This is a genomic window from Paenibacillus monticola, from assembly GCF_009664975.1.
Classification (GTDB): Bacteria; Bacillota; Bacilli; order Paenibacillales; family Paenibacillaceae; genus Paenibacillus_AQ; species Paenibacillus_AQ monticola.
In genome coordinates this window covers 1-13,377 of record NZ_WJXB01000023.1, presented here as the reverse complement: position 1 = coordinate 13,377, position 13,377 = coordinate 1, and the positions used below count along the sequence as shown (strand labels likewise).

The following is a 13,377-nucleotide window of genomic DNA, read 5'->3' as shown; positions in this document are numbered from 1 at the left end:
CTGTAAGATACATTAGAGTAACTCTAATCCTTGGTGGTGGTGAAGAATATGGCTTATACAGTTAAGGAAGTTTCGGAAAAATTGGGCATCACTACGCATACGCTGCGTTTTTACGAGAAAGAAGGTGTGCTTCCTCCTATTGATCGAAACATGAATGGGGGGCGAATGTACACTGACTTTGATATGGATATGATTGAGACGGTTCAAGCACTTCGTTCAACAGGTTTATCTCTGGGGGAAATTAAACAATACGTGGAACTCTATAATGCCGGGGACAGTAAGCTGCAGGAAAGAAAAAGTCTGCTGGCTCAACAGAAAAGCAAAGTCGAGGATCAAATCTTTCTTTTAATGAAAACACTGGAAAAAATCAACTACAAGATGGCATTGATCGATGCTCAAGAAAATAGATTCGAAAAACTGCCATAGTATAGGTTGTTATTGATTTTCTGGGAGATAGGTGAGGCCGGATTTTGAACAGACTGAAGTGGTGGACGAAACGTGAAGCAAGCTCCTGGGATTGATCACAGGAGCTTGTTTTTGTTGCGAGGTATTTTTTAAAAAGTGATTTACGCATATTGAGAATCCATTGGACTAATAATTCATGAACCTCGATTTCTTAAGGCAGCTATTTATATTGAATTCCTAGTCGTACTGATTGGATAAGGTAGAAGTTATGTACGATATGAATATTGTTCTTTCTTACTTTACAAATCCTGATAAACAATATTAATAAGTTCTATCTTCAAGGTTTGGATAGCTTCTTCCCGTGGCAGCATGATGAATTTGGACAAATATTCGATATCTAGCGAGAAAAGACTAAGAATATCTTCCATAGATGCTTTATCTCCGCTTTGCGCTTTTTTTACGATCTCGATGAATTGATGAGATATTCCTTCAGGATTTCCAGTCCCTTGCGCTTCCATTTGCTAACCCCCTGTTGAGTCATATGTAACTCGCCCGCTACTTCTTGTTCAGCCATGCCGTCAATCACTGTTTTTTTAATGATATACCTGCATTTTTCCCACGGGATCATTTCCAGAAGTTCAACAACGAACAACTCCGAAATCACCAGACTCTCAAAGCTGTTGTCATAGAGCTGATTGTCGTAGAGCGGATTACTTTCCCGTATAAGCTGAATGCGGGTCTTATATTGGATTCTCCAAGCTGAGCGTTTCAACAACTTTCTGCAGATTTCAACTAGCTCGTCATCACAGGTAACCATGACTATTCCCCCATGTTCAGTTTTGCCAAAACAGATGGGTCCAGCGGAGCCTGTTCCCCCAGGCCTGCTTCAACCATTCGCTGATCCTCTCATATAACAAGTAAAATATTCCATAGATTCCACAACTATCAAAAACATAAATTTACATGATTACTATTTTTCTACCTAAAGTTGTAATAATAATCTCTTAATTACCCTGTATTATGAGGAAAAATAATGATAGATTGTCGAATTCACATTTTTGGAGGCGAGGGCGATGAAGGACTATTTTACACAGGAGATTATCAATACCATTCTTACCGTGTTGATTATTCTGCTGCTTGGTCTGATGGCAAAATCTGTGATTGCTTATATCAAACGGGAAATTGCCCAACTGGAGCAGAGGATCGGAAGCGAGGCTGTGAACATTCTGCTGAACCGGGCGGCGGATGCCGTTGAATCCGCGGTGATTGCCGTGAATCAGACGTTCGTAGAAACGCTGAAGCAGCAAGGCTCTTTTGACGCGGCCGCTATGGAGAAGTCTTTCCTTCTGGCCAAACAGAAAGCGATAGCCATCTTGGGGGAATCCGCCAAAGAGGAGTTGAGCCTTGTCATCGGTGATCTTGAAGCATGGATGGAAACGAAAATAGAAGTTTATGTGAACCGCAATAAACAGTTGTGAAAAACTGTCCGGAGTTCCCTTTGATTAGTAAAGGAGGGGCAAAGTTTCGCCATAATCGATACGCTCATTACTAAAAAAGTTAGGGGATGCATGATGAAACATTCGAAAAGAAAATTGAAGCATGTGCAGCAAGGAAGGTTAGGCATAATCAGCAAATGGCTCTGTCTCTCACTCCTGATTCTGATGCTGGCGCCAGGCGCTGTGTTCGGAGCGGAGAAAATGTTTACAGACGACTCTCCTGGTCAATCCGCGGGCAAAGCTTTTGCGGCGGTATATGGAGCTGAGCCTCCCGTGCAGCAGCCGGAAAATGTAGTAACGGTCAAAGAGTCGGTTTACAATTCCGTATATGATTCGGTGTATGGGGTAGACCCTACACTGGGAGTCATATTGCATCATGGAGCCTATCAGCTGAGTCTGCTTGCTGTCAGCGATGTGCAGGGGACGATGGCTCCGGTGTCGCCGCTGCTGCAGCAGATCAAATTGTCACAGGCCTCGGGTGTTATTCCAGGGGGACGCGGATTTATGCTTCCGCAGGTGGTGGCTGTTAAGGATCTGGCGGGTAATCCGCTGGCAGGTATTCCGGTTACATTCACTGTTTCTGAGGACAGCACGATCACCGCGGTAATGCGCGGGCTTAACAGCACTGGAATCACGGTTGTATCGGATGCAAACGGGTATGCATCTGCTGCTAACACCTACACGGGTTATATAGGAGAAGGCTACCAGGTTTATTCCAAGAGTACCGGTGTCATTAAGACCCTGGAGGTGAAAGCTATGGTCCCGGGTCTGCAGCCAGTCACCTTCAAGGTGGAGATCGGTGCCGTAGGCTCCAACCTGATCGACACCACGCCGCCTATGATTAAGGCCACGGCGTTGGATGATGCCGGGACTCCTTACATTGCCGGAACCTGGACCAGTCATTCCGTGACGGTTCATTACACGGCAGAAGATACATTATCAGCCATCAAATCACTGACCTCCGATCAGAACTTTACGGCTGAAGGAGCGGGCCAGACGGCAACGGGGAAGGCTGTTGACAGTGCAGCTTCCAGTGATGAGGATAAGAACCATTATTCCATCGCGACCTTTGGTCCCATTAACATTGATAAAAGTGCCCCGGTTACAGCCGCAACAGTGACGGGGGCCGAATCCAGCAGCTGGAACCACGGGAAGGTAGCACTGCATTTTGCCGCAGAGGATCAATATTCCGGTGTGGATTTCATCTATTATAAGCTGGGTGAGAGTGATGCTGTAAAAACTGCAGGTTCAAGTGCCGGGATTGAGATTGACAAGGAAGGAACAACGGCGGTCAGCTACTGGGCTGTGGATAAAACCGGGAATGCGGAAGCCGCCCGGACAGTGACCGTGAAGATTGACAAGAGCGGTCCGCTCGTTTCCAGCATTCTAAGTCCTGAAGCGAATGAAAAGGGCTGGAACAGCACGAACGTTACGGTCTCTCTCACCGCCTCCGATGCCAACTCTGGTGTTAAGGAAATCCATTATACACTGGGAGCAGACGGGCAAGAGAAGATTGTAACAGGAACAACCGCGTCGTTCGCCGTTCAGACGGAGGGGATCACACCACTTGCGTTCTGGGCGGTGGATCAAGCGGGGAACAGTACGCCCGTACAGAACACTGTAGTGAAGATAGATAAGACCATTCCGGTAGTCACCGTTCCGGCAGATATTACTATTGAGGCCAAGGCAGTACGTACTCCTGTCGATATTGGCAAAGCTTCCGTTCAGGATATTTCCATTCCGGATGTCATCCTGACGAACGATGCCCCGGCTGATTATCCAATCGGAACGACAACCGTAAAGTGGACAGCTGTGGACCCGGTAGGAAATACCTCCTCACAGGTGCAGAAAGTCACCGTGAAGGATACGACGAAACCTGTGCTTACTGTGCAGGGAGATATCGTAGTGGAAGCCACGGCTGTAAAAACACCGTTTGTTGTCACTGGAGGATCGGCAATAGATATCTTCCCGGTCATAGTGGTGAATGATGCGCCGAAGGAATTCCCCATTGGCCCAACTACAGTCACCTGGACCGCAACAGATGCGAACAGCAATGTAACCACAGCCACACAGATGGTAATTGTAGTCGATAGGATCAAGCCTGTGCTTACTATACCTGCCAACATTACGAAGGAAGCTGAGGGCAGAAGAACAGCGGTTGCTGTTGGAACTGCATCAGCCACGGATATTTTCAAGGTGACTATTACTAATAATGTGCCGGAAGACTTTCCGGTGGGATCCACCAAGGTTAGCTGGTCTGCTAAAGACGAGAATGGCAATACCTCTACAGCAGATCAAACCATCGTTATTACAGATATAACCAAGCCTAAACTGACGATTCCGAAGGATATTACAGTTGAAGCCAATGCTAAACGGACGAAGGTGGATATCGGAGAGGCCGAAGCCACAGATCTGTTCGACGTGCTCTTAACCAATAATGCCCCGGCCGATTATCCGGTAGGTACAACCCCTGTTATATGGACCGCCAAAGACGAGCATGGAAATGTCTCGGAAGAGGTGCAGCATATCACCGTTACGGACAAGACGGTTCCTGAGCTGAAAGTGCCCGGAGATATTACAGCAGAGGCAACTGCCATTAAGACACCGGTTGAGTTGGGGCAAGCGTCTGCTACAGATATTTTCAAAGTCACCGTAACCAATAATGCACCGGACAGCTTTATCTTCGGAACCACGGTAGTGACCTGGACGGCTACTGATGAGAACGGCAACAGCACCAAGAAAACGCAGACAGTGAAGATTGTCGATACGACGAAGCCATTGGTCACGCTGCCAGGCAATAAAACGGCAGAAGCGACCGGAGAAAGAACCAAGGTGGACATCGGCCTGCCGGTGGTCACGGAAATATTCCCGGTGACGATCAAGAATAATGCTTCGGCAGATTTCCTGCTTGGCACAACCGAAGTGACCTGGACGATAACGGATGAACATGGCAATGCAACTGTAGGCACTCAAGTTATCAAGATAGAGGATACTACCAAGCCAGTCCTTACTGTACCGGCTGATATTACAGTAGAGGCGACAGGAATCAGAACTGAAATTGATCTGGGCAACCCTGTAGGGATAGATCTTTTTGAGCTTACGATGCGTAACGATGCGCCAGAAGATTTTCCTGTCGGTACAACCAAAGTAACTTGGATGGCAAGTGATCCAAGCGGTAATGTGGCGATTGGGACACAGAATGTGACGGTTGTGGATACGACCAATCCTAATCTCTATATCCCGGCAGATGTCAAGGTTGAAGCTACAGCAGTTCGTACCCCGGTAGAGATCGGACAAGCAACAGCAACGGATATTTTTCCTGTAACAGTGACCAGCGATGCCTTGGCGGACTATCCGTTCGGAACGACTGAAGTCACTTGGACCGCTAAGGATACTAACGGAAGAACAATTACAGGCAAGCAAAAAGTCACGGTAGCTGATACAACACTGCCAGTACTGGCAGTTCCAGAGGATATCAGCATCGAGGCTACAGCAGTGAACACACCTGTCAATATTGGCAAGGCAACGGCAACGGATCTGTTCCCGGTAACGATTGTCAGTAATGCACCGGCGAGCTATCCGCTGGGCAAAACGATTGTGACCTGGAAAGCGACCGATGCGAACGGCAACTTCAGCACCGGAACGCAGACGATTACAGTAACAGATACAACTGCACCGGTAATAGCTGAAACGCCGGATCTTAAAATTGAAGCAACCGGGCGTACAACTCCGGTTCAGCTCCAGGTGCCGGCAGTCACGGATATTTTCGGAATCATAGCAGTGACCAGCGATGCCCCGGCGTCATTCCCCCTGGGAGTGAAAGAGGTGACCTGGACGGCGAAGGACAAGAACGGCAATCTGTCCACACGCGAGCAAAAGGTTGAGGTAGTGGATACCACGAAGCCGGTACTCACTCTGCCGGAGGATGTAAACGTAGAAGCTGCGGCGCTGCAGACCCATGTTGAGATTGGGAAGGCCACGGCCACCGATTTATTCGATGTTACTGTTAAGAGCAACGCCCCGGAAACCTATCCGTTAGGTACCACAGAAGTGACCTGGACGGCTACAGATGAGAATGGCAATAAATCCACTGGAGTACAGAAGATCAAGGTATCGGATAACACGGCTCCTGTTCTTAGTGTTCCGGAAGATCTGACTGTGGAAGCCACTGCAGTGCAGACGCCTGTGGAGATTGGACAGGCAACCGCAACGGATATCTATAAAGTCACGATTACCAGCGACGCTCCGGACGCTTATCCACTCGGTGAAACGAAGGTAATCTGGACTGCAACCGATGTGAACGGAAATGTATCTACCAAGGTGCAGAAGATCAAGGTCATAGATAAGACCAGCCCACAGCTGAACGTGCCAAAGGACATCAGCATTGAAGCTTCAGCGGTGAAGACACCGGTGGAGATTGGGCAGGCAACCGCAACGGATATTTTTAAATACACGATTGTCAGCAATGCCCTGGATGCCTATCCGCTGGGTGTAACGGAAGTCGTCTGGAAGGCAACCGATGCGAACGGCAATGTGGCTACAGGGGTGCAAAAGGTTACAGTAGTGGATACCACGAGCCCGCAGCTGAATGTGCCTGAGGATCGGACGGTTGAAGCAACAGCGGTGAAGACGCCGGTGGAGATTGGCCAGGCGACTGCAGCAGATATTTTCAAGTATACGATTAAGAGCAATGCTCCGGCAGATTATCCGTTAGGTATAACTGAGGTCGCTTGGACGGCAACAGATGAGAGCGGAAATGAGACTAACTTTGTTCAAAAAATTACGGTAGTGGACACGACGAAGCCGACGCTTACTGTGCCTAAGGACCAGATGGTAGAGGCAACAGCGGTTCGTACCTCTATTGAAATAGGGCAAGCTATGGCGGAGGATATCTACCCTGTAACAGTTACATCGGATGCTCCTGACGACTATCCGCTGGGAATGACGACAGTCACCTGGAAGGCTAAGGACGTAAATGGAAACGAAATTACAGGGATACAGCGAATCACCGTTAAGGATACGACACAACCGGTGCTGAAATTCAAAGGATCTCTGCATCTGACCAAGGAAGCAGAAGCTCTGGCAACTTCGGTAGAGCTGGAAGTACCTGAAGTGCTGGAACTGTTCCCAGTTACTTTAACTACAGATGCTCCTGGGTTTGGTGAACAAGATCCAATTACATCAGGAGACCACATAACAGCGAAGTTCCTTCTCGGAACTACCAAGGTAACCTGGACGGCCGAGGATAGCAGTGGAAATGCCATGATTGGCATTGTAACGGTGACCCTAACGGATACCGTAAAACCCGTGCTTAAGCTTCCGGCAGATATTACTTTAGAAGCAACGGCAGTGAAGACGCCGGTGGAGATCGGGGAAGCTACAGCCACAGATATCTATGATGTGACTGTGACTAGCAACGCACCTGCGGATTATCCGCTGGGTACGACGGAGGTTACCTGGATAGCGAAGGACGCGAACGGTAATACAAGTACGGGTGTGCAGAAGATTACAGTGGTGGATACGACGAAGCCGGGAATGGTCTTACCTGCTGACAGGAAGGTGGAGGCGACTGGGCTGAAGACTCCGGTTGACATTGGGGAGGCGAAATTCCCGGACATATTCAATGTAATTATTACTAACAATGCTCCGTCAGACTTTGAAGTGGGCACAACTGATGTGACTTGGACCGGAACAGATGAGAACAGAAATAGTGCCACAGGCGTGCAGAAGATTACGGTTGTGGATACCACGAAGCCGGTGCTGAAACTGCCGGAGGATAAGATCGTTGAAGCCACTGCGCTAAAAACTCCGGCAGACATCGGACTAGCGACAGGCACAGATATTTACAAGGTGACGGTGACCAGCAATGCTCCGGTAGATTATGCGCTGGGCACAACAGAAGTGATCTGGACGGCTACGGATGAGAACGGCAATAGCGCCACAGGTGTGCAGAAGATCACGGTGAAAGATACGACAAAACCAGTGCTGAAGCTGCCAGCAGATAAGACGGTGGAGGCGACCGCACTGAAAACTTCGGCAGACATCGGACTCGCGACGGGCACGGATATTTACAAGGTGAATGTGACCAGCAACGCTCCGGCAGATTATGCGCTGGGCACGACAGAAGTAACATGGACGGCAACGGATGAGAACGGCAATAGCGCTACTGGTGTGCAGAAGATCACGGTGAAGGATACCACGAAGCCGGTGCTGACGCTGCCGGCAGATAAGACGGTGGAGGCGACCGCACTGAAAACTCTGGCAGACATCGGGTTGGCGACGGGCACGGACATTTACAAGGTGACGGTGACCAGCAATGCACCGGCGGATTATGCGCTGGGAACGACAGAAGTAACATGGACGGCAACGGATGAGAACGGCAATAGCGCCACAGGTGTGCAGAAGATCACAGTGAAGGATGCCACGAAGCCGGTGCTGAAGCTGCCGGAGGATAAGATCGTCGAAGCCACTGCACTGAAAACTCCGGTAGACATCGGACTAGCGACAGGCACGGACATTTACAAGGTGACGGTGACCAGCAATGCACCGGCGGATTATGCGCTGGGAACGACAGAAGTAACATGGACGGCAACGGATGAGAACGGCAATAGCACCACAGGTGTGCAGAAGATCACGGTGAAGGATACGACAAAGCCGGTGCTGAAGCTGCCAGTAGATAAGACGGTGGAAGCGACCGCGTTGAAGACTCCGGTGGATATCGGTCTGGCAACAGGCACGGATATTTACAAGGTGACGGTGACCAGCAACGCACCGGCGGATTATGCGCTGGGAACGACAGAAGTGACCTGGACGGCAACGGATGAGAACGGCAATAGCGTCACAGGTGTGCAGAAGATTACGGTGAAGGATACGACGAAGCCGGTGCTGAAAGCACCAGCAGATGTAGCGGTTACGGCGACCGGCACCAAAACTTCTGTGACTCTGGGCCAAGCGACAGTGGGCGATATCTTCGGGTTCACGCTGAAGAATGATGCTCCGGCAGACGGATTCCCGGTAGGGAAAACAGTGGTCACTTGGACCGCAACGGACGTGAACGGCAATGTATCGACGGCAGTGCAGTACGTAACCGTATCTCAGGTATTCAAGGTCCAATCGTATAACAGCACCAGAACGGGCACCACGAATACGATTTTTCCGAGAATAATCTTTGAGAACACAAGCAGTAGCACCATGCAGCTCTCCAACATCAAGCTTAGATACTACTACACCATCGATGGAGAGAAATCCCAGAGCTTCTATACCGATTACTCCAGGGTATTCGGTTCCAGTAGCAGAAATATTCAGTCTTATATCACAGGAAGCTTCCAAAAGACCACTAGCAAAACCGGCAGCGATTATTACTTGGAAATCAGCTTCTCCAGCAGTGCCGGAAGTCTGAAGCCGGGTGAAAAAGTAGAAATCCAATGCCGGTTCTGGAAATCGAATTATTCCAACTATACCCAGACAAATGACTATTCCTTCAATGCATCGGCAACAGATTATACGGATACCAACAAAATTACGGTCTACTCCTCCGGCAATCTGATTGCAGGTATGGAACCGTAAGCGGGCAAGTGCAGCATGGTATAGCTTCCAGGCTGCCGCCGTCAAATGGCTGCGGCTTGGAGTCTATATTCATTATCGAAAGATCAACCATCTCCATTCCGGGGGTACGATATGCCAGACGACATGAATGAAATACTTCAACGGTTGACCCGCGTAGAAACAAAGCTCGACATTATGAACAGCGCAAGAGATATTGCACTTGAGGCCATGCAGAGCAGCAAATCAGCACATTTGCGTATGGATGAGATGCGGGATGAACTGTCCAGATTGAAGCTCAGGCAAGGGGAGAATCAGCGCTGGCTGGTAGGAACTATTATCAGCAGTACGGGGTTGTTTATTGCGGCTGCGGGACTGTTGATGAAAATATTGATCGGGTAGCAGAAAATGAATATCCGCAGTGGATGATAGACGGGAAGAAGGAGAGGTATGAATGGCCAAGGGATTTGATTGTGCGGCTCCACTGACGAAGAAATTGGCGAAGCAGTTCCGTGATGACGGCTATGTGTTCGCCTGCCGTTACCTCGTGCCATCAGGCTGGAAAAGGCTTACTAAGGCAGAGGCGGCGGCCATCAGCGCTGCCGGACTGCAGATCGTCTCTGTGTTTGAAACGGTCGCCAGCCGTGCGCTGGGCGGACGTGCCGCCGGTCTGACTGACGGAGCGATTGCTGCACAGACGGCGTTAGCTGTTGGACAGCCAATCGGGAGCCGGATCTACTTTGCCGTAGATTTTGACGCATCTGCCAAGCAGATGGATACGGTAAATCAGTACATTAAGGCAGCGGGTGAAGCCGCCCGGAATTTCCGGTCAGGTGTGTACGGCAGTGCGGCGGTTATTGAGGCCGCGATGGCAGCCAAGGCCTGCACCGGCTTCTGGCAGACCTATGCCTGGAGTAAAGGCCGGAAGGTAGAGGGGATTCACATTTATCAGTACGACAACGGTCCCAAAGGGCTGGGGCAGCCGATCCACGGTGTGAATGTGGACCTGGATCTGTCCAGTGGAGATGTGGGATGGTGGAACACGCTGCCTGTGGTTGTTCAACAGCCGGGCAGTTCAAACGGGGAGGAGAATGACTATATGCTGAACAAAGAGGATGCGAATAAGATCATTGCCTTCATTAAAGCCGCCTATATGGCGGCAGGGAGCCCGGAATCCAGAGAGGAATTTCACCGTCTGGCAGATGAATTGCGCCAGGCATCGGGACAAGCGGTAGAGGGAGAGAAGTAAAGAGAAGACGGTTAGGCCGCTTTGATTAAAATATTCATGATTCAACAGCTTTTGATTACAGCCACCCCCGGGTGGCTTTTTTGGCATTCACATTTTTTATAATTAATTCAATAAATGGATTTATTTATGCCTCCGGCTGTAAAAAACGCTATGGATTTTACTTTATCTATAGGATCGATTTTTTTACAGAGGGGGACTCAGTTTGCAGACCCAAGCAACCGTGAGCAAGGAAAAAGAAAAAATTTCCAGTGGTCATAAACCATACAGTAATTCACAGGTCTTCGTACGGCCGGCAGTTGCGAAGCAACCGGACCCGGTAGAGATTATCCGGCGTGTCCGGCAGAATCCGGCTTCCTTAAGCCGGGAAGATAAACTGGCACTCCAGCGTACCTTGGGCAACCGTGCCGTGGTTCAATTGTTGTCCAGTCTGAAGGATAGCCGCGAAGAGGGTAAGACCAAGAACGCTGTTGAGACGAAGCCAGTCGAACAAGGGCAGGGAAGTCCGGAGAATACCCAGGCTGATCAGAACCAGGAGCCAGCTCTCCCGGAACTGGTTCAAGAGGCTCCTTCAACCGCTGCGGAGCTGCCTGCAAATGAGCAAAAGCAGCCTCAGGAGCAAAATCCGGTATCGGCGCAGGCTGAGGTGCAGCAAGTCAGCACTCAGACTGAAATGAAGACACAACAGAATGAAAAGTCCAACATGACTGCACAGAGTAACGGTGGCCTCAAAGTGTGGGTTAAAACCCCAGCTGGAGGTTCTCCTTCCGGCACTGGAGACAGCAAAGGGGTGGCAGATCAGGGAAAGGCCGCAGCGAAAGATAAGACAGTAGCTGCTCAGCAGGCCATAGAAGAGGAAGCGGCTCCAAAGGGGAAAGAGGCCGAAAAAGACCAGCCTGCTGAAGCCAAGGATGCGAAGAATGCCAAGGAATCCACAGCGTCCATGGGCGGCAAGGAAACGAAGCCTGCAGATGAAGCCAAAGAGGCCAAGGGAGAATCCGCAGGGAAGGGAGCTGCGAAGGAGCCTTCGCTGGGAGATGCACTGGGTGCATTGGCGGGAGACGGGAAGGAAGAGCCGGCCAAGGCCAAGAAGGTGAGCATTCGCGGAGAAGATCCGGGGCAAATCCTGGATCAGCTGACACAGGTTCAGCCTACTGAACTGGGGGATGCCTATGCCCAGGCTGTGAATGTATCGGCAGGAGCATTTGCGAAGCAGAAGCAGAAGACCAAGCAGGGGATGCCTGCAGTTCCCGCACCGACAGGATTAAAGGGGAAGGTGCTGCAAGCCCGGAAAAAGCCAGGGACGCTGAAGCACGCTGCTCCAGAAGGCTTTAAGAGTGAGCGTTCAGGCGGAGCTGCAATTGCGGGGAACCTGAACAAAATGAACATCGGTTCTTCCGGCTCGGAAGGTAATCCTGAGGCCATTATGGGCGAAATCCGTTCCGCAGCGGCTGAACCGCCGGGAATCAGCATGACTGGCGAGGCAGATCCATCCCAGCTTGAGGGCTTCAACCAGGAGGCATCCCAGCAGGTGAGAGCAGCCAAGCAGGCGGAGACGGGCCAGATCAACAATCCGTTTGGTGAGAGTGATATCTATCCCGAGCCAGACGGTTCCACACTGAAGTCTTCCACAGAACTGCAAGGCGGCAACGTACCTGGAGCCAAAAAGTTGCCTGTACTGGGAATACCTGCGGATATGACAGCCGGGCTGAATCACAGCCTTGCTCCGGAAATGAAGAAGCAGCTGGGCGCCAAGCAGGCTGAATACAGCAAGGAAAAAGAGAAATTCGACAGCAAGGTGCTGATCTCCAAAGCAGACAGCCACACGCAAATCCAGCAGGCGGAGGCAGATACCAAGAACAAACAGCTGAGCCAGCAGGCCGGGGCCAAGGCGGAGGTCGACAACCTGCGGGGCGAATGGAAAAATGAGCTGGATACGGCTGAAGCCGACTATGCCGGGCAGGCCGGAGCGGCAGCACAGCAGAAAAAGGGTGAGATTAACAGCGTCCGGACGGAGAAAGAGCGCGAAGCGCAGAAGAAGCAGTCCGAAGCTGAACGGGAAGCCACTCAGGCCTACAGCAAAGCCAAGAAGGATGCAGACGGGAAGCATGAAGAGGAAAAAGCAAAGGAAGAGAAGAAGGGCGGCTTCCTCGGCTGGGTGAAGGGCAAACTCGAAGCAGTTGTCGATCTTGTCAAGAAAGCGGTCAACTTTATTTTCGAGGGCCTTAGAAAAGCGGTTAAGTTCATTTTTGACAAAGCCAAGCAGGCAGTGTTGGGCATTATTGAACTGGGCCGCAAGCTGATCACCACCTTGATCAAGGGACTGGGCACGCTGCTTAAAAAGCTGGTTTCGGTGGTATTTGCCAAATTCCCTGGCATCGCCGCGAAAATATGCAGCAAAATTGACGGAGTCGTCGACAAGGCAATTAAGGCCGTCAAGCAGTTGGCACAGAAGCTAAAAAACAAAGTCACACAGGTCATGGACTTCCTGGCCGCCAAGGTGGACCAGGCTCTGGCAGCGGTGCAGAACTTCTATACCAAGCTAATCTCAACGCTAGGCAACCTTCTCATAGCTACTTTTCTGGATGTACTTGCCCGGATTGGAGCGCTCGGCAAGGCGGCGAAGCGTTCGCTCAGCCATTTGGAAGGCAAGATGTGGGAGTATCTGCTCGGTGTAGACATTTCCAA

Annotated in this window: 7 protein-coding genes and 1 pseudogene; 6 read left to right on the top strand and 2 right to left on the bottom strand. The window is 50.4% G+C overall.

The genetic code is table 11. The annotated features are described in order from the left end of the window. The first annotated feature begins 48 nt into the window (after nucleotides 1-48). Nucleotides 49-426, top strand: a complete 378-nt coding sequence (locus tag GJB61_RS30315; RefSeq protein ID WP_154122746.1) for a MerR family transcriptional regulator — start codon at nucleotides 49-51, stop codon at nucleotides 424-426. Between the two features lie 278 nt (nucleotides 427-704). Here the strand turns inward: GJB61_RS30315 and GJB61_RS32060 are convergent, their stop codons facing one another. Together GJB61_RS32060 and GJB61_RS30305 are read right to left on the bottom strand one after the other, a co-directional pair. Then, complete coding sequence (locus GJB61_RS32060; protein ID WP_229522535.1) at nucleotides 705-833, bottom strand: hypothetical protein; 129 nt, start codon at nucleotides 831-833, stop codon at nucleotides 705-707. Nucleotides 834-862: 29 nt separating this feature from the next. Beyond that, on the bottom strand, nucleotides 863-1,222 hold the full coding sequence (locus tag GJB61_RS30305) for an RNA polymerase sigma factor (RefSeq protein WP_154122744.1): 360 nt from the start codon (nucleotides 1,220-1,222) through the stop codon (nucleotides 863-865). A 256-nt stretch (nucleotides 1,223-1,478) separates the two neighbouring features. Here GJB61_RS30305 and GJB61_RS30300 point away from each other — a divergent pair, with 256 nt between their 5' ends. The 5 genes and pseudogenes from GJB61_RS30300 to GJB61_RS30280 form a co-directional block, all read left to right on the top strand. Further along, on the top strand, nucleotides 1,479-1,883 hold the full coding sequence (locus GJB61_RS30300) for a hypothetical protein (protein ID WP_154122743.1): 405 nt from the start codon (nucleotides 1,479-1,481) through the stop codon (nucleotides 1,881-1,883). A gap of 90 nt (nucleotides 1,884-1,973) precedes the next feature. Continuing rightward, nucleotides 1,974-9,467, top strand: coding sequence for an HYR domain-containing protein (locus GJB61_RS30295; RefSeq protein ID WP_154122742.1), 7,494 nt, complete (start codon nucleotides 1,974-1,976; stop codon nucleotides 9,465-9,467). A gap of 111 nt (nucleotides 9,468-9,578) precedes the next feature. Next, nucleotides 9,579-9,845, top strand: coding sequence for a hemolysin XhlA (locus GJB61_RS30290; protein WP_154122741.1), 267 nt, complete (start codon nucleotides 9,579-9,581; stop codon nucleotides 9,843-9,845). Nucleotides 9,846-9,897: 52 nt separating this feature from the next. Beyond that, nucleotides 9,898-10,692 carry a glycoside hydrolase domain-containing protein gene (locus tag GJB61_RS30285; RefSeq protein WP_154122740.1) on the top strand — a complete coding sequence of 265 codons (795 nt, stop codon included), beginning with the start codon at nucleotides 9,898-9,900 and terminating at the stop codon, nucleotides 10,690-10,692. A gap of 202 nt (nucleotides 10,693-10,894) precedes the next feature. Continuing rightward, nucleotides 10,895-13,377: pseudogene (locus GJB61_RS30280) on the top strand (HNH endonuclease); the annotation flags it as partial.